The organism is Bacillus sp. SA1-12, from assembly GCF_000981385.1.
Taxonomy (GTDB): Bacteria; Bacillota; Bacilli; order Bacillales; family Bacillaceae; genus Metabacillus.
Genome location: NZ_LATZ01000002.1, coordinates 1 through 21,548, shown reverse-complemented (window position 1 = coordinate 21,548; position 21,548 = coordinate 1). Strand labels below are relative to the sequence as shown.

20 protein-coding genes and 2 pseudogenes are annotated in these 21,548 nt (G+C 37.7%); 21 read left to right on the top strand and 1 reads right to left on the bottom strand.

What is annotated here, in order from left to right:
* Positions 1–114 precede the first annotated feature (114 nt).
* The 13 genes and pseudogenes from lspA (at position 115) to WQ54_RS01235 (ending at position 14,141) form a co-directional block, all read left to right on the top strand.
* On the top strand, positions 115–582 hold the full coding sequence (lspA, locus tag WQ54_RS01295; protein ID WP_046510980.1) for a signal peptidase II: 468 nt from the start codon (positions 115–117) through the stop codon (positions 580–582).
* Positions 583–1,497 (top strand): RluA family pseudouridine synthase, encoded by a 915-nt coding sequence (locus tag WQ54_RS01290; protein ID WP_046510977.1) that lies wholly within the window; start codon positions 583–585, stop codon positions 1,495–1,497.
* Between the two features lie 216 nt (positions 1,498–1,713).
* Positions 1,714–2,256, top strand: a complete 543-nt coding sequence (pyrR, locus tag WQ54_RS01285; RefSeq protein WP_046510974.1) for a bifunctional pyr operon transcriptional regulator/uracil phosphoribosyltransferase PyrR — start codon at positions 1,714–1,716, stop codon at positions 2,254–2,256.
* A 240-nt stretch (positions 2,257–2,496) separates the two neighbouring features.
* On the top strand, positions 2,497–3,729 hold the full coding sequence (locus WQ54_RS01280) for a solute carrier family 23 protein (RefSeq protein WP_046511656.1): 1,233 nt from the start codon (positions 2,497–2,499) through the stop codon (positions 3,727–3,729).
* Between the two features lie 153 nt (positions 3,730–3,882).
* Positions 3,883–4,800, top strand: a complete 918-nt coding sequence (locus WQ54_RS01275) for an aspartate carbamoyltransferase catalytic subunit (protein ID WP_046510971.1) — start codon at positions 3,883–3,885, stop codon at positions 4,798–4,800.
* On the top strand, positions 4,784–6,070 hold the full coding sequence (locus WQ54_RS01270; RefSeq protein WP_046510968.1) for a dihydroorotase: 1,287 nt from the start codon (positions 4,784–4,786) through the stop codon (positions 6,068–6,070). Before WQ54_RS01275 ends, WQ54_RS01270 begins: the two co-directional genes overlap by 17 nt.
* Positions 6,067–7,152 (top strand): carbamoyl phosphate synthase small subunit, encoded by a 1,086-nt coding sequence (locus WQ54_RS01265; RefSeq protein WP_046510967.1) that lies wholly within the window; start codon positions 6,067–6,069, stop codon positions 7,150–7,152. The genes WQ54_RS01270 and WQ54_RS01265 overlap by 4 nt, the downstream gene beginning before the upstream one ends.
* Positions 7,152–10,364 (top strand): carbamoyl-phosphate synthase large subunit, encoded by a 3,213-nt coding sequence (gene carB, locus WQ54_RS01260; RefSeq protein ID WP_046510962.1) that lies wholly within the window; start codon positions 7,152–7,154, stop codon positions 10,362–10,364. Before WQ54_RS01265 ends, carB begins: the two co-directional genes overlap by 1 nt.
* On the top strand, positions 10,364–11,140 hold the full coding sequence (locus WQ54_RS01255; RefSeq protein WP_046510960.1) for a dihydroorotate dehydrogenase electron transfer subunit: 777 nt from the start codon (positions 10,364–10,366) through the stop codon (positions 11,138–11,140). The genes carB and WQ54_RS01255 overlap by 1 nt, the downstream gene beginning before the upstream one ends.
* Before the next feature lie 2 nt (positions 11,141–11,142).
* Positions 11,143–12,055 (top strand): annotated as a pseudogene (locus WQ54_RS01250) (dihydroorotate dehydrogenase).
* The gene (gene pyrF / locus WQ54_RS01245; protein ID WP_046510953.1) at positions 12,048–12,758 is read left to right on the top strand and encodes an orotidine-5'-phosphate decarboxylase; all 711 of its coding nucleotides are present in this window, start codon (positions 12,048–12,050) and stop codon (positions 12,756–12,758) included. The pseudogene WQ54_RS01250 and the gene pyrF overlap by 8 nt, the downstream one beginning before the upstream one ends.
* Before the next feature lie 4 nt (positions 12,759–12,762).
* Complete coding sequence (gene pyrE / locus WQ54_RS01240) at positions 12,763–13,395, top strand: orotate phosphoribosyltransferase (protein ID WP_046510951.1); 633 nt, start codon at positions 12,763–12,765, stop codon at positions 13,393–13,395.
* Positions 13,396–13,565: 170 nt separating this feature from the next.
* The gene (locus WQ54_RS01235) at positions 13,566–14,141 is read left to right on the top strand and encodes a thioredoxin family protein (RefSeq protein WP_231597426.1); all 576 of its coding nucleotides are present in this window, start codon (positions 13,566–13,568) and stop codon (positions 14,139–14,141) included.
* A 99-nt stretch (positions 14,142–14,240) separates the two neighbouring features.
* Here WQ54_RS01235 and WQ54_RS01230 read toward each other — a convergent pair whose 3' ends face one another.
* Entirely contained in the window at positions 14,241–14,516 is a 276-nt protein-coding gene (locus WQ54_RS01230) for a hypothetical protein (RefSeq protein WP_046510945.1), read from the bottom strand.
* A 620-nt stretch (positions 14,517–15,136) separates the two neighbouring features.
* Here WQ54_RS01230 and WQ54_RS01225 point away from each other — a divergent pair.
* From WQ54_RS01225 to WQ54_RS01190, 8 genes and pseudogenes are all read left to right on the top strand, one after another.
* Positions 15,137–15,838: a phosphoadenylyl-sulfate reductase gene (locus WQ54_RS01225; RefSeq protein WP_046510942.1), complete on the top strand. Its 702-nt coding sequence runs from the start codon at positions 15,137–15,139 to the stop codon at positions 15,836–15,838.
* Between the two features lie 13 nt (positions 15,839–15,851).
* Positions 15,852–16,919 (top strand): inorganic phosphate transporter, encoded by a 1,068-nt coding sequence (locus WQ54_RS01220; protein WP_046510939.1) that lies wholly within the window; start codon positions 15,852–15,854, stop codon positions 16,917–16,919.
* A gap of 43 nt (positions 16,920–16,962) precedes the next feature.
* A complete protein-coding gene (gene sat, locus WQ54_RS01215; RefSeq protein ID WP_046511653.1) occupies positions 16,963–18,102 on the top strand; it encodes a sulfate adenylyltransferase in 1,140 nt (379 codons plus the stop codon).
* Positions 18,103–18,115: 13 nt separating this feature from the next.
* Positions 18,116–18,727 (top strand): adenylyl-sulfate kinase, encoded by a 612-nt coding sequence (gene cysC / locus WQ54_RS01210; RefSeq protein WP_046510935.1) that lies wholly within the window; start codon positions 18,116–18,118, stop codon positions 18,725–18,727.
* 82 nt (positions 18,728–18,809) lie between these two features.
* Positions 18,810–19,286, top strand: a pseudogene (locus WQ54_RS01205) (SAM-dependent methyltransferase); the annotation flags it as partial.
* A 178-nt stretch (positions 19,287–19,464) separates the two neighbouring features.
* Positions 19,465–20,238: a sirohydrochlorin chelatase gene (locus WQ54_RS01200; RefSeq protein WP_046510932.1), complete on the top strand. Its 774-nt coding sequence runs from the start codon at positions 19,465–19,467 to the stop codon at positions 20,236–20,238.
* On the top strand, positions 20,235–20,741 hold the full coding sequence (locus WQ54_RS01195) for a bifunctional precorrin-2 dehydrogenase/sirohydrochlorin ferrochelatase (RefSeq protein ID WP_046510930.1): 507 nt from the start codon (positions 20,235–20,237) through the stop codon (positions 20,739–20,741). Before WQ54_RS01200 ends, WQ54_RS01195 begins: the two co-directional genes overlap by 4 nt.
* A 274-nt stretch (positions 20,742–21,015) precedes the next feature.
* Positions 21,016–21,548 (top strand): SH3 domain-containing protein (locus WQ54_RS01190; protein WP_156177615.1); only part of this gene is annotated, 533 nt, incomplete at its 3' end.

Genomic DNA, 21,548 nt, shown 5'->3' with positions numbered 1-21,548 from the left:
TGTTTCAGGGCTGATGCAGTCTTTACTAGTGCTTTAAACATTATTATATGGTACAATGCAAAAGGATAAAGACGCTAAATAAATAGGAGAAAAGACAAAGATGGGGGGACAGTTGTGTTTTATTATCTAATTGCAGCAATCATCATTGTAATTGACCAAATAACAAAATGGCTAATTGTAAAAAATATGGAGCTTGGAGAAAGTATAACGGTTATCGAAAACTTTTTATATATTACCTCACATCGCAACCGGGGTGCAGCCTGGGGAATCTTGCAGGGACAAATGTGGTTCTTTTATATTATCACGACGATCGTTATTGTAGGAATTATCTACTATATTCAAAAATATACGAAGAATAATAAGGTAATGGGCGTTGCACTTGGATTAATGCTGGGCGGAGCAATTGGAAATTTCATAGACCGTTTATTCCGTAAAGAAGTTGTCGATTTTATTAATACATATATCTTTACCTATGACTTCCCTATTTTTAATGTAGCTGATTCATCATTATGTATTGGTGTTGGATTATTATTTATTCATATGTTGTTTTTTGAAGGGAAACAAGAGAAGGAGCAGGCTTAAATGGACATCGTTGAATTACAAGTAAGTGAAGGACATCAAAATGAACGAATTGATAAGTATTTATCATCTTATAACGAAGAATGGTCTCGTACCCAAGTGCAGCTCTGGATCAAAGAAGGAGTTGTAAAAGTAAATGAGCAAACAGTAAAGACAAATTATAAATGTCAGCTCCATGATAAAATTGTCATTGAAATTCCTGAGCCAGAGCCTTTAGACGTTGTTGCTGAAGAAATGGACCTTGATATTTATTATGAAGACCAAGATGTACTGGTTGTTAATAAACCAAAGGGAATGGTTGTCCATCCTGCACCTGGCCATATGAGCGGTACACTTGTGAATGGATTAATGGCTCATTGTCAAGATCTTTCAGGAATTAACGGTGTGCTAAGACCAGGAATTGTACATCGAATTGATAAGGATACTTCGGGGTTATTAATGGTGGCAAAAAATGATTTGGCACATGAATCATTAGTCGAGCAGCTTGTCAAAAAAACGGTAACAAGAAGGTATAAAGCGATTGTACATGGGAGTATACCCCATGATCATGGAACAATCAATGCTCCGATTGGCCGTGATAAAATGGATCGCCAAAGTATGACCGTAACGAATGAAAGCAGTAAAGAAGCGGTTACTCATTTTCGAGTGATAGATCGCTTTGAAAACTTTACTTTTGTAGAATGTCAGCTTGAAACTGGCAGAACTCATCAAATACGTGTACACATGAAATATATTGGTTATCCATTAGTCGGGGATCCAAAATATGGTCCAAAAAAGACGCTCTCTATTAATGGACAGGCTTTACATGCTGGCATTTTAGGTTTCGTGCATCCGCGTACAAAGGAATATCTTGAATTTGAAGCACCGCTCCCTGAGGAATTCGAGAATGTATTAAATCAAATTAGAAATAATCGTTGACACATTTCTACATGTTTGTCATAATAGACTTAACTTAATCAGAACCTTTAACACAGTCCCGTGAGGCTGAGAAGGAAAACGGAAATGTTGACTATGGTCAAACGTAGGACCTAGTATAACTATCTCTTCGTAAACCCTCTCACAAATCGGTGAGAGGGTTTTTCGTTTCTTTAAGGTTTGTTTTTTAAGACTTTCGTAACGAAAGGAGATCGTCATATGCCGCAAAAAGCAGTGGTTTTAGATGAACAAGCAATTCGCAGAGCACTAACAAGAATAGCACACGAAATCATTGAACGAAATAAAGGGATTGAAAATAGCGTTTTAGTAGGAATTAAGACACGTGGTATTTATTTAGCTCGAAGACTGGCCGAACGCATAGAACAGATTGAGGGAAAGAAAATTCATATCGGTGAGCTTGACATCACACTTTATCGTGATGACTTATCGAAAAAGACAGATGATCTTGAGCCGCTGGTAAAAGGTTCAGATATCCCTGTAGATGTAACAAATCAAAAAGTAATTTTAGTCGATGACGTATTATATACAGGAAGAACAGTAAGAGCAGCTATGGATGCACTCGTAGATATTGGAAGACCAGCTAATATTCAGTTAGCTGTACTGGTTGATAGAGGACATCGTGAATTGCCAATAAGAGCTGATTATGTTGGAAAAAACATTCCAACCTCAAGCTCTGAAAAAATTATGGTTGAGCTCAGTGAAGCAGATAACCAAGATCAAGTAACAATCCATGAAAATTGAATAAACGCCCTTTTAAAGATGGTCCAGAGAGGCTGCAAGGGGTAATTAAAGACTTAGGATCGCTTATTATGCGAGAATAGGATCTTTATGCACCTCTTTGCACAAAAGCAAAGAGGTTTTTTGTTAAAAATCATCATTCCTTCACACATTAAAACTAACATGAACATTCATCATACTGGGGGGGGTATTTAGGTGAAAGAGGAACAAATTATTCTTGATGTAAAAGATACACCGAAACCAATGACTTGGCTCGCCTTAAGTTTTCAACATTTATTCGCAATGTTTGGGGCAACCATCTTGGTCCCATATCTTGTAGAATTAGACCCGGCGGTTGCACTAATATCCAGCGGATTGGGTACAATTACATTTCTGCTGATTACAAAAGGCCAAGTTCCCGCATATTTGGGTTCATCCTTTGCTTTCATCACCCCGATCATTGTCGCTAAGGCTGCAGGCGGTGTTGGAGCGGCAATGGTAGGAAGCTTTTTAGCAGGTTTAGTTTATGGGATCGTTGCACTAATCATTAAAGCTACAGGTCATAAGTGGATCATGAAAATCCTGCCTCCAGTCGTAGTGGGACCTGTAATTATCGTAATTGGGTTAGGACTAGCTGGGACAGCAGTAGATATGGCAACAAATAATCCTGCAGGTGAATATAGCTTACAATACTTTTCAGTAGCGTTAGTTACATTATTAATCACCATCTTATGTTCGATCTTTTTAAAAGGATTTTTTAATCTGATACCTGTACTAATTGGAATTGCTGGGGGATACCTTTATTCATTAGCGATTGGTATCATAGATTTTTCAAAAGTAATTGAAGCTAAATGGGTACAAGCGCCAGACTTCGTCATTCCTTTTGTTGAATATACACCTTCTGTCTCATTAGAAATCATTCTATTAATGGTTCCTGTAGTAGTTGTTACGATTTCAGAGCACATTGGACATCAATTAGTGCTTGGAAATGTAGTTGGTCGAGATTATGTAGAAAAGCCTGGTCTTCATCGCTCATTACTTGGTGATGGGCTCGCAACCATGCTAGCAGCGCTGATAGGCGGACCTCCAAATACAACTTATGGCGAAAACATCGGCGTCCTTGCGATTACAAGAGTTTACAGCGTATATGTAATCGCAGGTGCAGCGGTCTTTGCGATCCTGTTCGGATTCATCGGGAAAATATCAGCATTTATCAGCACGATCCCTACACCTGTAATGGGTGGTGTATCGATCCTTCTCTTCGGGATCATCGCTTCATCAGGACTTAGAATGATGATTGACAGCAAGCTTAATCTTGGAAGTAAACGAAATCTTATTATTCCTTCGGTCATATTGGTCATTGGAATCGGTGAAGCAACCCTTAAGTTTGAAAAGTTTGATTTACATGGAATGGCTTTAGCAGCTATCATTGGAATCATTTTAAATCTCGTTCTTCCTTATGATAAAGACGAACAAACAAATCATGAAACAGCATAATTTGCTTAGATCTTTTAAATGCAAGTCCAGAGAGGCTTAAAAGGGTGTAAGGCAAACAAAGGGTACATGGATACCTGAAATTTGCGCTACCTTTCTACACCCTGATGATAAGCATCAGGGTGTTTTTTTACGAAAAAAGGAGTGGTTAAAGGTATGAAAAACCTGCTTACAATGAATCAGCTTACTAATGAGGAAATTTACTCAATTCTTGAGGATGCTGAAATGTACCGTTTAGGAAGAGGATGGAAGCCGAAAAGCTTGATGTTTGTTTCAAATCTGTTCTTTGAACCAAGTACGAGAACTAGATTTAGCTTTGAAGTAGCTGAGAAGAAACTTGGGCTTCAAGTCTTAAACTTTACTGCAGAGCATTCAAGTGTTCAAAAAGGTGAAACGCTATATGATACAGTCAAAACGTTACAATCTATTGGTGCAAATGCAGTGGTTATCAGACATCAAGAAGATCACTTTTTTGAGGATTTGATTGGTAAGGTATCGATTCCAATAATAAATGCTGGAGATGGCTGTGGTCATCATCCAACACAATCACTCCTTGATTTATTAACGATTAAACAAGAATTTGGACAGTTTCAAGGCTTGACCGTTTCTATTTTAGGGGATATTCGCCACAGCCGTGTTGCAAGATCAAACGCTGAAGTATTAACAAGACTTGGAGCAAAGGTATTGTTCTCCGGTCCTTCAGAGTGGCAAGATCCTTTAAATCCGTATGGCACATATGTGGAAATTGATGAAGCAATCACACAATCAGATGTGGTGATGCTGCTTCGAATTCAACATGAAAGACATGATCAAAAGGCAGGTGCGGATGATTACTTAAAGCAATACGGTTTGACAAAGGAAAGAGAAAAACAAATGAAAGACGATGCAATCATTATGCATCCAGCCCCTGTTAATCGCGGTGTTGAGATAGACGATGCTTTGATTGAGTGTGATAGATCAAGAATCTTTAAACAGATGGAAAATGGAGTTTTCGTTAGAATGGCTGTATTGAAAAGAGCTTTACAACAAATTGAGCATAATCAGGAGGTAAACGGTAATGTTATTTATTCTTAAAAATGGATTTATTTTAGATGAGCTTGGTGAGTTGAAAAAAGCAGATGTGAAAATAGAAAACGGGATGGTAAAAGAAATTGGTGAGAATCTTAAATCAGATGGCTGTGAAGTCATAAGTGTAGATGGACAGCTTGTATCAACAGGCTTTGTCGATTTACATGTTCATTTAAGAGAACCTGGCGGTGAGCACAAAGAAACGATTGAAACTGGAACAAAAAGTGCAGCCAGGGGCGGTTTTACTACAATAGCACCAATGCCAAATACACGCCCTGTTCCTGATACAAAGGAGCAAATGGAATGGCTGCAAAATCGAATTAAGGAAACAGCGGTTGTAAAGGTTCTTCCATATGCGTCAATTACAACAAGACAACTTGGGGAAGAGTTAACAAACTTTAAGGCACTAAAAGAAGCAGGTGCATTCGCTTTTACTGATGATGGCGTTGGCGTGCAATCAGCAGGGAAGATGCTTGAAGCAATGAAACAGGCGGCTTCAATTGGAGCTGCAATTGTTGCTCATTGTGAAGATAACACCTTGATAAATAAAGGGGCTGTTCATGAAGGCAAGTTTTCAAGAGAGCACGGGATCAATGGTATTCCTTCTGTATGTGAATCTGTCCATATCGCAAGAGATATCCTGCTTGCAGAAGCTGCGGGCTGTCATTACCATGTGTGTCACATCAGTACTAAGGAATCTGTCCGAGTGGTGAGAGACGCTAAACGTGCGGGAATTCATGTTACAGCTGAAGTATCACCACATCATCTTTTATTATGTGAAGAAGATATTCCAAGTCTGGATCCGAATTTTAAAATGAATCCCCCATTAAGAGGCAAGGCAGATCAGGAAGCACTAATTGAAGGGCTGCTTGATGGAACTATTGACTTTATCGCTACTGATCATGCTCCACATACTAGTGAAGAAAAAGCGGAGGGTATGCAGTTAGCTCCATTTGGTATCGTTGGATTAGAAACGGCCTTTCCTTTACTATATACAAATTTTGTCTTAACAAATAAGCTAACATTAAAACAGTTGGTAGACTTCTTGACAATAAAACCAGCACAGGCATTTGGATTACCAGGTGGACTGTTGAAAGTCGGCGAACCAGCAGACATAACAGTCGTTGATTTAGAAACCGAAGAGAAAATTGATCCAGAAAACTTCTTATCAAAAGGAAAAAACACACCATTTACAGGATGGGCATGTAAAGGTTGGCCAACATTAACAATTGTAGATGGAAATATTGTTTGGAAACTAGGAGGCATCACAGTATGAAAAGACAACTTATCTTAGAAGATGGAACAGTGTTTTTAGGAGAAGCGTTCGGCAGCGACAAGGAGAATAGTGGTGAGGTTGTATTTAACACAGGGATGACAGGCTACCAAGAAATTCTCTCTGACCCGTCCTATTGCGGACAAATCGTTACATTAACTTATCCGTTAATCGGAAACTATGGAATTAATCGTGACGATTTTGAAACCATAACACCTTTTATTAATGGATTTGTTGTAAAGGAATTCTGTGATTTCCCTTCTAACTGGAGAAGCGAATATTCAATTGACCAATACTTTAAAATGAAGGACATACCAGGTATTTCAGGGGTAGATACACGTAAATTAACGAGAATTATTAGAAAGCACGGAACGTTAAAAGGCGCTATTTGTTCAGCTGAGGTAAATCCTGAAGAAATGATCAGCAAACTGAAAGGTGAAGAACTGCCAAGAAATCAAGTGCAGGTAGTTTCAACAAAAACTGCTTACCCTTCTCCAGGAAGAGGACATCGTGTTGTGTTAGTCGACTATGGAATGAAGCACGGAATTCTAAGAGAATTAAATAAACGGAATTGTGATATTGTGGTTGTTCCGCATAATGTAACAGCTGAAGAGGTTTTACAATTAAAGCCTGATGGTATCATGCTTTCTAACGGTCCTGGAGATCCAAAGGATGTACCTGAAGCAATTGAAATGATTAAAGGGGTAATAGGCAAGATCCCATTATTCGGCATTTGTTTAGGACATCAATTATTTGCCCTTGCATGTGGTGCAAATACGGAAAAAATGAAATTCGGTCACCGTGGATCTAATCATCCTGTAAAAGAGCTTAGCACTGGGAAAGTTGATATTACCTCACAAAACCATGGTTATACAGTAAAAGATGATTCAATCAAGAATACTGAATTAGAAGTAACACATGTCGCGTTAAATGATGGAACAGTTGAAGGATTAAAGCATAAGCATGCACCAGCGTTTACTGTGCAATATCATCCAGAAGCTTCACCTGGTCCAGAGGATGCAAACGGGTTATTTGATCAATTTTTAGACATGATTGAAGTTAATAAGAAAGAAGGGGTTTTATAATGCCAAAACGTACAGACATCAATAAAATTCTTGTTATCGGTTCAGGCCCAATTATTATTGGTCAAGCAGCAGAATTTGATTATGCCGGAACACAAGCATGTATTGCACTTAAAGAAGAGGGCTATGAAGTTGTTCTTGTTAACTCAAATCCGGCAACAATTATGACAGATACAGAAATTGCAGACAAAGTATATATCGAACCCCTTACTTTGGAATTTTTAAGCAATATCATAAGAAAAGAACGTCCAGATGCACTAGTGCCAACATTAGGTGGTCAAACAGGACTTAATCTTGCAGTTGAGCTTGCTGAATCTGGAGTTTTAGAAGAATGCGGTGTTGAAATTCTTGGAACAAAACTATCTGCTATTAAACAGGCAGAGGATCGCGATCTCTTTAGAACTTTAATGAATGAGTTAAACGAGCCGGTACCGGAAAGTGAAATCATCCACAATCTCGATGAAGCCTTCGCTTTTGTTGAGCAGATCGGCTACCCGGTAATCGTAAGACCAGCCTATACCTTAGGCGGAACTGGCGGCGGTATCTGCCATAATGATGAAGAGTTAATTGAAATTGTTTCAAGCGGATTAAAACACAGTCCTGTTACACAATGTCTTTTAGAAAAAAGTATTGCAGGATTCAAGGAAATTGAATATGAAGTTATGCGAGATTCCAATGACCATGCGATTGTTGTATGTAATATGGAAAACTTTGATCCTGTTGGTGTTCACACTGGTGATTCCATTGTTTTTGCTCCAAGCCAAACGCTAAGTGATCGTGAATACCAAATGCTGCGAAATGTTTCCTTAAAAATTATTCGTGCATTGAAAATTGAAGGCGGATGTAATGTTCAGCTTGCTTTAGATCCAGATAGCTTTAACTACTATATTATTGAGGTAAATCCTCGTGTAAGCCGTTCATCTGCTTTGGCTTCGAAGGCAACAGGTTACCCTATTGCAAAGCTAGCGGCAAAAATTGCGGTTGGGTTAACACTTGATGAAATGGAAAACCCTGTAACAGGCAAAACCTATGCTTGCTTTGAGCCTGCACTAGATTATATTGTTTCAAAAATTCCTCGCTGGCCGTTTGATAAATTCGAATCAGCTAATCGTCACTTAGGCACGCAAATGAAAGCAACAGGTGAAGTTATGGCGATCGGACGCACGCTTGAGGAATCTCTACTAAAAGCGGTCCGTTCACTTGAGTCAGATGTGGATTACCTATGTTTAAATGATGCAGAGAGCATTACAGATGAGTTGATCGAAAAACGTATCCGTAAAGCTGGCGATGAACGTTTATTCTATATTGCAGAAGCGTTTAGAAGAGGTGTGACAAAAGAACAGATTCATGAGTGGAGCAAAATTGATTTGTTCTTCTTAATGAAAATTGAAAAAATCATCTCATTTGAAAAGAATATCAAGGAAAATCCTTATGAACTAACAACATTGCAAAAAGCAAAAGAAATGGGATTTGCTGATTCTGTTATTGCAAATCTATGGAATACGAATGATCGTGAAGTATATGAGCTTCGCAAACAAGCAAATATCATTCCAGTATACAAAATGGTTGATACATGTGCTGCAGAATTTGAGTCAGCAACACCTTATTTCTATGGAACTTTTGAGGACGAAAATGAATCAATAGTTTCGGACAGAGAAAGTGTTGTTGTTTTAGGATCAGGTCCAATCCGAATTGGGCAAGGGGTTGAATTTGATTATGCAACCGTACATTCAGTTTGGGCAATTAAAGAAGCAGGCTATGAAGCGATTATCGTAAATAACAATCCTGAAACAGTTTCAACAGATTTCAGTATTTCCGACAAGCTTTACTTCGAACCATTAACGATTGAGGATGTTATGCACATCATTGATCTAGAAAAGCCAAAGGGTGTTGTCGTACAATTTGGCGGACAAACTGCGATTAACCTTGCAAGTGCTTTAGAAGCTAGAGGAGTTAAGATTCTTGGAACATCTTTGGAAGATCTAGACCGTGCAGAAGATCGTGATAAATTTGAACAAACACTTGAAACATTGGGCATTCCTCAGCCGCTTGGGAAAACAGCTACATCTGTTGAACAGGCTGTGAAAATTGCTGGGAAAATTGGTTACCCAGTCCTAGTTCGTCCTTCTTACGTACTTGGCGGCCGTGCAATGGAGATTGTTTATCAAGAAGCAGAATTGCTGCATTACATGCATAACGCGGTAAAAATCAACCCGCAGCATCCGGTGTTAATCGATAAATATTTAACAGGTAAAGAAATTGAGGTTGATGCCATTTCCGATGGTAAAACGGTTCTGATCCCTGGAATAATGGAGCATATTGAGCGTGCAGGTGTTCACTCGGGTGACTCAATTGCAGTATATCCTCCACAATCGTTAACTGCTGAAACTAAAAATAAGATTATTGACTATACAGTAAAGCTTGCAAAAGGTTTAAACATTATAGGGCTCCTAAACATTCAATTCGTTTTATCTAAGGGTGAAGTATATGTACTTGAAGTAAACCCTCGTTCAAGCCGAACTGTTCCATTCCTTAGCAAAATTACGGGTGTACCAATGGCAAACCTTGCAACGAAAGTGATCCTTGGTGCAAAGTTGAGCAGCTTAGGATATGAAACAGGTCTTCATCCTGAAAGTGAAGGTGTATATGTGAAGGCTCCAGTGTTCTCATTTGCAAAGCTTCGCAATGTCGATATTACGTTAGGACCAGAAATGAAATCAACTGGTGAGGTAATGGGAAAAGATATTACGTTAGAAAAGGCTCTTTACAAAGCTCTAGTCGCATCAGGAATTCAAATTAAGAATCATGGTTCAGTTTTACTGACAATCGCTGATAAAGATAAAGAGGAAGGATTGGAAATCGCAAAAAGATTCCATCAAATTGGCTACCAGATTCTTGCAACGAGCGGAACAGCTGACTATTTATCATCATTTAATATTCCAGCAAAGGTTGTAAATAAAATTGGAACAGATGAACCAAATCTACTTGATGTTATTCGCAAAGGTGAAGCACAATTTGTGATTAATACACTTACAAAAGGCAAACAACCAGCTAGAGACGGCTTTAAAATCCGCCGTGAATCAGTTGAAAATGGAATCCCTTGCTTAACATCTTTAGATACGGCTGTAGCAATTTTACGTGTCCTTGAATCAATGACATTCTCTACTGATACAATGCCAAAGATTAACAAACAGCTAGAGGTGAGCTTAACGTGATGAAACAAGAGCTGATGGTCGTGACCAAACATGAGAAAATTGCCGAACAAATATTTCAGCTGACCCTTCAAGGTGAGCTTGTTGCAGAAATGGGTAATCCTGGTCAATTCGTTCACCTCAAAGTATCGGAAGGATCTACACCGCTTTTAAGAAGACCGATCAGCATTTCTGAAATAAATAAAGAAAAACTAACATTCACAATGATTTACAGAGCAGAAGGAGCTGGCACTCAGCTCCTTTCTAAAAAGAAACCTGATGATGTTGTTGATGTATTAGGTCCATTAGGCAATGGTTTTCCTTTAGATGTAATAAATAGCGGACAAGCAGCGTTATTAGTTGGAGGGGGCATTGGTGTTCCTCCTTTACTTGAATTATCAAGACAATTAGTTGCAAAAGGAGTTACTGTACAACATGTATTGGGCTTCCAAACTAAAGCTGCCGTTTTTCTTGAGAATGAATTTTCTGAACTTGGACAAACAATCATCACAACAGATGACGGATCCTATGGTTTCCAAGGATTTGTAACAGATGCGATAAACAAGCATAACTTACAATTTGATACGATGTTTACTTGCGGACCAACGCCAATGCTTAAAGCCCTTGAAAGATTCTATGGACAAAAGCCATTATTTTTATCACTGGAAGAAAGAATGGGATGCGGCATCGGTGCTTGTTTCGCATGCGTATGTCACACTGGTGATGATCCAACTGGTACAAGCTATAAAAAAGTATGTAGTGACGGTCCTGTGTTTAAGGCCGGAGAGGTGGTTTTATAATCATGTTGCAAGTTAATTTACCTGGTTTAAATCTAAAGAACCCAATTATGCCAGCATCCGGCTGCTTTGGCTTTGGAAGAGAATATAGCAAGTTTTATGATTTAAGCCAGCTGGGGTCAATTATGATTAAAGCAAGTACTCAGGAACCGCGCTTTGGGAATCCGACACCGCGCGTTGCGGAAACAGAAGCAGGAATGCTTAATGCCATTGGACTTCAAAACCCTGGGGTAGAAAAAGTGGTTTCTGAAGAGCTTGTGTGGCTTGAGCAATTTGATTTGCCGATTATTGCAAATGTAGCTGGATCACAAATTGAAGACTATGTATATGTGGCAGAAAAAATCAGCCAATCCAAGAATGTTCATGCTCTTGAATTAAACATCTCCTGTCCGAATGTGAAAACAGGAGGAATTGCGTTCGGTACAATCCCTGAGGTTGCTGCTGAATTAACAAAAGTAGTGAAGGAAGTATCTGTTGTCCCTGTCTATGTTAAGCTTTCGCCAAATGTGGCAAACATCGTGGATATGGCAAAAGCCATTGAACAGGCAGGTGCTGATGGTCTAACGATGATCAATACGTTGATCGGAATGAGAATTGATATTAAAACAGGTAGACCTGTTATTGCTAATAAAACTGGGGGATTGTCCGGCCCAGCGATTAAGCCAGTTGCAATTAGAATGGTTCATGAAGTAAGTCAAGCTGTCAATATTCCAATTATCGGAATGGGCGGTGTTCAAACAGTTGACGATGTAATTGAATTTTTATATGCTGGTGCAAGTGCGGTTGCTGTTGGAACAGCTAACTTTGTTAATCCGTTTGTATGCCCTGAAATCATTAATCAGCTCCCTGACAGATTAAAAGAACTAGGCTTTGAGCATGTTACAGAATGTATCGGAAGGAGCTGGAAATCATGAGTGAAAGACCGCTTATCATTGCACTTGATTTCAAGGATCGTTCAGAGGTTGATGCGTTTTTAAATCATTTTCATGATGAAAAGCTTTTTGTAAAAGTAGGCATGGAGCTGTTCTATCAGGAAGGTCCACAGATTATCTCGCATCTTAAACAACGCGGACATGATATTTTTTTGGATTTAAAGCTGCATGATATTCCAAATACAGTGAAACAGGCAATGCAGGGCTTGGCTAAACTTGATGTTGACATTGTCAATGTTCATGCTGCAGGTGGGAAAAAGATGATGGAAGCAGCAATTGAAGGTTTAGAGGCTGGAACATTAATGGGGAAACAGCGTCCAGCTTGTATTGCTGTCACACAACTAACAAGTACTTCCCAAGCAATGGTCGAAAAAGAATTGTTAATAAAAGAAAACATAGAGAACGTTGTGCTTCATTATGCAAAAATGGCGCAAGAAAGCGGACTAGATGGTGTCGTTTGTTCAACACATGAGGTTGAAATCCTTAATGAAAAGCTTGGCAGCTCTTTCATGACAGTGACGCCTGGAATCCGTATGAAAGAAGATTCTGCAAATGATCAAACTAGAATCGCTACCCCGGATCTTGCACGTTGTCTAGGCTCAACTGCAATTGTCGTTGGAAGAAGCATTACGAAACAGCCTAATCCATATGAAGCTTATTTGAACGTGAAAAAATTATGGGAGGAATAGGATAATGAAACAAACAATTGCGAAACATTTATTAGAAATCAAGGCGGTCTTTCTCCAGCCAAACGATCCATTTACATGGTCAAGCGGAATGAAATCGCCTATTTACTGTGACAACCGTCTTACACTTTCCTTTCCAGAAATTCGTAAACAAATAGCTGAAGGACTTGCAGGTTTAGTAAATGAACACTTTGCCGATGTTGAAGTGATCGCAGGTACAGCTACAGCAGGCATTCCACATGCTGCATGGGTGAGCGATCAGTTAAATTTGCCAATGTGTTATGTACGCAGCAAGGCCAAAGGACATGGTAAAGGTAATCAAATTGAAGGACAAGTTAAGGAAAACCAAAAGGTTGTGGTAGTAGAGGATCTTATTTCAACAGGTGGAAGTGCAATTACTGCAGTTGAAGCGCTTCGTGCTGCAGGCTGTGAAGTGCTTGGCATTGTATCCATCTTTACTTACGGTCTCTCAGTTGGTTCAGAGCGTCTGGCTGAGGCGAATGTGGATGCAAAGTCATTATGTGACTATGATACGTTAATTGAAGTGGCTGTTAAAGAAGGCTATGTTGGTGAACAAGATCTTAACAAGCTAAAAATGTGGAGAGAAAATCCTGCTTCAGAAGCTTGGTTACAAAATTAAAGGTTTAATCTGTACGATTGGTAAGAGGCTGTCCCTAAAGGTTGGAATACCCTTTAGATTGACAGTCTCTTTTTCTTTCATAAAAATAAACAAGCTTTTTACTGGCTTCTATATTCAAAATTTGATAGCTTTATTTTTAAGGATTAAAATTTGATAATGGGGTGGAAAAAGTGAGCGGAAATTTACTTGAATGGTTTAAAAAAGGCTTTACTTTTGAAAAATATACGAATCAGATGACCATTAATAAAGAAGAAATGCTATCTATATATGATCGCTATACGTTAAATGAAGACGATGTTGCCTTTTTAGAAAAGCTGCAAGATAAACAGCTTAAAGTAATTGCTTTAACTGAGGATTGGTGTGGTGATGCACTTGTTAATAATCCGATCCTTATGAAAATAACAGAAGCTTCAAATATGGAGGTACGCTTTTTACTAAGGGATCAAAATCTGGAGCTGATGGATCAATATTTAACAAACGGTACTTCCCGTGCTATCCCAATTTATATATTTATCGACCAAAAAGGTGAAGAAAAAGCAGTTTGGGGACCAAGAGCACAGAAAATTCAAAAGATTGTTGATCAAGAAAGAGCAGCCTTACCAGCAAACGATGCTCCGGATTTTAAAGAGAAGCAAATGGAGATGTACGGCAAATTTAGAAACGCTTACCTAAATGATGAGTCAGTTTGGGAAACAATCTCCTATAGCATTATAACCCAACTTAAAGGGAAGGATCTCCACCATTAATAATTTAGAAAGGAAGCAGAGTGTATTATTAACCTCACTGCTTCTTTTTTATTATCCTCCTAGGAGATACCTTTTTTGACCGCTGTATACTATGTTTTGTTATAAATGAAAGATCATGATGAAAAAAGAAGCTAAAGCAAATGTGAAGAAACATCCTTTAAACACAGGTTCATTTAGTCTTTCAGGGATTTTGGCTTTTTCTATAAGTATCAAAACCCCAATGCCGAGAAGAGTAAAAAGATAAGCATGTTTAATTGCTTTTATTTCATTGAGAATAAACTTGTTTGGCTTATACATAAACACATAGGCCATGCTGGAACAAAATAAGTAAAACCCAATAATGGCTAAACTGCTGTTAAAAACAATGTCCCACATTGGAAAAACCTCTCTTTTTCACTCTTTGTATTACTAGTTTACGAGGACGAACATTGAATATTCTAATATTGTTCAAGATTCACACAAAAAAAGAAATGAACAAAGTACGCTTTTTATGTTTTTGTATATATATAACCTATACTTTCAATCGTAAACCCGGGAAGTAGATTTTGTCCAAATTGTTAAGGAAAAAGAAGAAAAATTAAAGAAAATGAGAATTAATTATTCCGATGAATAAAGTCGGGTTGACTTTTGCAAGAATTGTGTTAAAATTTTGAATCGATAGGAAAGTTCTTATCAAGAGTGTTCTGGCCTGTGAAGTCCGGAAACCTGCTACAATAGCAAGGAGCTAACTTCGGCCATATCTATACAATTTGGAAGATATGTGTAGATGGTTCTTAAAAGTCTTCCTTTGGAAGGCTTTTTATAGACTAGATATATATAGTAAGGGGAGTTTTAAAAAAAAAATTAGATCGATTGGCAATACTTAATGATTGTCATAAAAAAAATTTCGTGTATAATTCATACTATATTGGTTTAAATTTAATTCCGAGTATTAATGTGTGAATAAAGGGTTTTAGAAACAAAGTTAAGTAGTTAGAAAGAAAGAGGTGAATAGTATGCTAACTTATGAGAATTGGATTGAAGTAGGCGAGAATTTTGAAGTTGATGACACCTATAAAGGTGCACTTAATGTATTAAATTGGGCATATGACCACTATGGAGAAGAAATTATTTATGCCTGCAGCTTTGGTATCGAAGGAATTGTCTTGATCGACTTAATTTCTAAAGTAAAACCAGATGCAAAAATTGTTTTCTTAGACACAGATGTTCATTTTAAGGAAACATATGAGCTAATTGATAAAGTAAAGGAAAAGTATCCTCAGCTTAATATTGAATTAAAAAAACCAAAGCTTACATTAGAAGAACAAGCTCAAGAATATGGTGATAAGCTATGGGAAACAGATCCGAATAAATGCTGCAACATCCGTAAAATTATCCCATTAAATGAAACATTGCAAGGAGCAACAGCGTGGATTTCTGGGCTTAGACGTGAACAATCAGAAACAAGAAAACATGTTAATTTTATTAATAAGGATGAACGCTTCCATTCAATAAAGGTTTGCCCGCTTATTCATTGGACGTGGAAGGATGTTTGGAGATACGTCCATAAGAATGATTTAATCTATAATCCACTACATGACAGGGGTTATCCAAGCATCGGATGTTTTCATTGCACAAAGCCTGCATTTGATGAAAATGATTTAAGATCAGGCAGATGGACTGGGAATATGAAAACAGAATGCGGCCTCCATCAATAGGGGGTTATAAACGATGTTAGAGATTATTGCAATAATCATCAGCCTCTTTTTTGCAATGAACATTGGTGCAAGCGGTGCTGCTGCATCAATGGGAATTGCATATGGGGCAGGAGCGATTCTACGTCCCAGGAACGCGCTGATCCTATGTGCGATAGGTGTTGTATTGGGTGCTGTTATTGGCGGAGGAGAGGTTGTTAAAACAATAAGTTCAGGAATTATTCCTACGTCACTTATTACAATTAAAATTGTTATCATCATTCTTTTTTCCTCTACTTTTTCGCTGTTTTTAGCTAATTTATTAGGGATACCACTTTCTACTAGTGAGGTCACAGTTGGGGCAGTAGTTGGTGTAGGTATTGCTTATCAAGTACTTTTTGTAAACAATTTGCTATGGATTGTCTTATTTTGGGTCATAATTCCAATCATTGCGTTTTTAATTGCATATACCTTTATTAAGGTGTTACATTCTTTTAATTTAGAGGCTAAATTTTCGTTTCAAGGGAAGATTATTACGTATCTTCTTATCATGGCAGGTTTCTTTGAAGCTTTTTCAGCAGGAATGAATAATGTAGCAAATGCAGTTGGACCACTAGTGAGTGCACAAATCCTTTCAGTCTCAAAAGGGACATTTATTGGAGGCATATTTGTTGCTTTAGGTGCACTGATATTAGGCAAAAGAGTACTTGAAACAAATGGAAAGAAAATTACGAGCTTTACAAAAATTGAAGGGATATTAATATCTGGAACTGGGGCCACATTGGTAATTATTGCTTCAATTTTTGGCATGCCTGTCCCGTTAACGCAGATTACGACTTCTTCAATCTTGGGTATCGGCATCGCAAAATCGGGTACAAATGTGTTTCAGCAAAGAGTTGTGAAAAACATGTTAATGGTATGGTTGATTTCGCCACTAATATCACTAACGATGTCTTATTTCCTAGTGAAGTTATTTATTGAAAGTGATTTATATACAATCTTTGTGTTAGGGAGTCTCTTGCTTGCAACAATTGGTGCACTAAGCTTAATGAAAGCAAGTAAACAAGAAAGACGTGCCGTGCATGAAGAAGGTGGAGGGATTTAATCCCTATAAAAAAGGTTCAATTAAAGAATTGGAGGATATGAAAATGAGCTTACTTCCACATGGAGGAACATTAATTCAAAAACAATCTTTAGGAGCAGATGTATCACACATCAAAAAGGAAATTGAACTTGATGCAATTTCTTTAAGTGATTTAGAGTTAATAGCGATAGGTGCATACAGCCCGATTGAAGGCTTTTTAACCCAAGAGGATTATGAATCTGTTGTTGAAAACATGAAATTAAAAAATGGGTTTGTATGGAGTATTCCAATTACGCTACCAGTTTCTGAAGAAAAAGCAGAATCACTTGAAATTGGTGAAGAAGTACGCCTTGTAGCAGACAACGTAACATATGGCACGATTAAAATTGCAGACATTTATACACCTGATAAACAAAAAGAGGCTGTTAATGTTTATCGTACAGATGAGCTTGCTCACCCAGGTGTGAGAAAAATGTTTGAACGAGGCAATGTATACGTTGGCGGAGAGATTACACTTGTTAAGCGTCCAGAAAAGAAATTTGCAGAATATTATTTTGATCCGAAAGAAACAAGAGCGATGTTCGCGGAATTAAACTGGAAAACAATCGTTGGCTTCCAAACTCGTAATCCGGTGCACCGTGCTCACGAATACATTCAAAAAACAGCTTTAGAAACAGTTGATGGACTATTCTTAAATCCATTAGTTGGTGAAACAAAGTCTGATGATATTCCTGCACATATCCGAATGGAAAGCTATGAAGTTTTATTGAAAAACTATTATCCGCAAGAACGTGTTCGCTTAGCCGTTTTCCCTGCTGCAATGCGCTATGCTGGACCTCGTGAAGCAATTTTCCACGCAATGGTTCGCAAAAACTATGGCTGTACACATTTCATTGTTGGAAGAGATCATGCTGGTGTTGGTGACTATTATGGTACGTACGATGCACAAAAAATATTCTCTAATTTTACAGCTGATGAACTAGGGATTACTCCTTTATTCTTTGAGCACAGCTTCTATTGCACGAAATGTGAGGCAATGGCATCTTCAAAAACATGTCCGCATGGTAAAGAGGATCGCGTGATTTTATCAGGTACAAAGGTTCGTGAAATGCTACGCAATGGAGAACTTCCGCCAAGCACATTCAGTCGTAAAGAGGTTGTAGAAGTATTAATTAATGGAATGAAAGAAACTGTAAATTCATAGGAGGTCACCAAGCATGGCATCGAAAAACGTCGTGTGGCATGATGCATCTGTCACAAAAGAAGAAAGACGAAAGAAGAATAATTATCAAAGCTATGTTTTGTGGTTTACTGGTCTATCAGGATCAGGTAAATCAACATTAGCTAACGCACTTGCAAGATATTTATTTAATGAAAATATTCAAACTTATGTTCTTGATGGAGATAATATCAGACATGGATTAAATAAAGATTTAGGTTTTACAGATGAAGACCGTAAAGAAAACATCCGCCGCATTGGTGAAGTATCCAAGTTATTTGTTGATAGCGGTCAAATAGTATTAACGGCCTTTATTTCACCGTTTCGCGAGGATAGACAGCAAGTCAGAGACATTCTTGATGAAAATGAATTTTTTGAAGTGTACGTAAAATGTTCATTAGATGAATGTGAGATTCGTGATCCGAAGGGTTTATATAAAAAAGCTAGAAACAATGAAATTAAACACTTCACAGGTATTGATTCACCATATGAGGAACCTGAAAACCCCGCTATTATAGTGGATACAGAAAAACAAACGGTTGAGGAATCTGTTAAACAAATCGTTGATTTTCTTTTTAAAAAGGGATTAATTAGCCAAGAGCTTTCCTAATTGCGGGCCATTTAATTAAACAAGCCTGCCAAGCTTTAATTGGAACGAGAAATACTAGATGATGAAGAAAGGGGGAGATAGGATGGCTAAGGTATATTTAGTTGGAGCTGATCCTGGTGACGAAGATTTGTTAACAATTAAAGCTATCAAATGCATTCAAAAAGCTGATGTCATTCTTTATGACCGATTTGTGAATAAAGAAATATTGCAGCATGCTAAGCAAGATTGTGACTTGATTTATTGCGGAAAGCTAGCAAACTATCATACAATGAAACAAGAAACAATTAATCATTTTTTTATAAAGTACGATAAAAGAGGCAAAATTGTAACAAGGCTAGAAGGCGGAGATCCATATATATTTTGCCGGGGCGGAGATGAAGCTGAAGCCTTAGCCATTCATCAGATCCCTTTTGAAATCGTGTCTGATATTACCTTAGGAGTGGCGGCTTCGGCTTAAGCTGGGTTTACTGTAACACATCGTGAAATAAGTGTTACGGGTTCTCTTAATACTGGTGCTGACGAGGAGACAAAGTGGGAATCGTTAGCAAAGGGAATTGACCCTTACGAATGTTCAAAAAATGATTTTCGCTACTCTTGAATCAATCAATGGCCTTGTGAGCAGCAAAATATCACAATTCCAAGTATCATTAATGTGGGGAAGTTGGCAGTTTAAGGGATAAACTTAGCTGGCATGAGGATATGTTAATAAAAAATACTCGAAACGAGGCACTATTTTTATGAAACAAGCTGTGTTATATGTTTGTCATGGTAGTCGTGTACCAAAAGCTCGTGAAGAGGCGATGCAATTCATTGAAAAGGTAAAACCGCTTGTAGAGGCGAATATTCAGGAAGTTTGTTTTTTGGAATTAGCTGAACCTTCAATTGAAGTAGGATTTACAACATGTGTTGAAAAAGGAGCTACTCATATTGCGGTTATTCCATTGCTTTTATTAACAGCTGCTCATGCTAAATTAGACATTCCAGAAGAGATAAAACATGTGATGACTAAGTTTCCTGATGTTTCTGTAACATATGGAAGACCAATCGGAGTTGATAGGAGACTGGCAAATATGCTAGTCGACAAGATGACCGAAAAAGCTGACATTAAAGCATCATCTGTTGTGGTACTTGTAGGAAGAGGAAGCAGTGATATGGACGTTGTTCAGGATTTAACTCAAATTGCAATGTTGCTTAATCATCAAACAACTGTAAAACATGTTATTACTTGCTTTCTAACCGCTGCTGAACCGAGCTTTGACCAAGTAATCGAAGATATATATCATACAAATGAACAATCAATTATTGTTATTCCTTATTTGGTTTTTACTGGATTATTAAAAAGGGAAATTGATCAAAAAATTAAAAAGTATGATTGGAAAGAACGGAGTATTGAAGTTTGTTCTTATCTTGGACCGCATCCAGTACTGCTTGAACTTTTTCTAGAACGAATAAGTGAGACGATTGTTAATAAAAATGGCGCATTCAATTTTGATAGAGGAATAAAGTTATGATTCCACTTCATATTGATGTCAAAGGAAAGCAAGTTCTTATAGTTGGGGGAGGCAATATTGCCTTTCGGAGACTTTTACTGTTTTTACATGAAGGTGCCAGTATTACCGTGGTTAGTCCTGAAGTTTTACCTGAAATAGAGGAGCACGCAAATCAAAACAAACTGCAATGGATAAAAAAAAAGGTAGAACAATCTGATTTAGAGCAGGCATTTATGATTATTGCCGCAACTAATGATCCATTAGTTAATGAATGGATCGCTGAGCAAGCCGGAGTAAATCAGCTTGTAAATGTTGTCAGTAACGCTGATAAAGGAAATGTAATTGTTCCTAAATCTGTAAAAAAAGGAAGGCTAACCTTGTCTGTATCTACGAATGGGGCAAGCCCTAAGCTAGCAAAACAAATTTGTGAACAGCTTTCAGATCAATTTGACGATCAATTTATAAAAGAATTAGATCAGATGTATGAAAGGCGAAAAGATACTAAACAAAATAGGTTGGGATAGTGGATGACTCAGAGGAGTTCATCCATTTTTTTAGTTTTGTAAACATACCAGTTGATTCCCCCACATTCTCTTTCTTGAAACAAGAATAATCACTTAGATCGGTAAATTATTTTTTAAAAATCACCTGAATAAAAAATAGGTATTTATACCCATTTTAGACATAGTTCGCCATTATCATTGGTAAATTGTGCTAATATAGTTTTGGACACTTTTTCAAAGATTACTAGTGTTCATAATACATATCGTAGATAAATTTAATTAGTAAGGAGGAAATATGAATAAGGTACTATTACCTACTGTTTGTGTTGCTGTATTGTCTACATTTGCGATTGAGGAAACAGTATTTGCCGAGCAGAATAAATCCGGCGAAAACTCGATACGTTCTGAAGTTAAATATGTGAATATTAAAAGTGGCTTCCTAAATTTAAGAGAAATACCATCAACTAACGCAACTGTTCTTGCTACATTAATCAAAGGAACGGAAATAACGGTCTACTCTGAAACTAATGGCTGGTCAAAAGTAAAGGCCGCAGGAAAAGAAGGGTATGTAAGCTCAAGTTATTTATCATCAACGAACAAAAGTGTCAGCTCAACTAAAACCGAATCTTCCAAGGCAACCACAAAATATGTCAATATAAAAAGCGGCTCGCTAAATATGCGAAAAAGTGCGTCCGCAAGCTCCAAGGTGGTCACATCGTTGAAAAAAGGAACGGAAGTAACGGTCTACTCTGAAACTAATGGCTGGTCAAAAGTAAAGGCCGCAGGAAAAGAAGGGTATGTAAGCTCAAGTTATTTATCATCAACAAA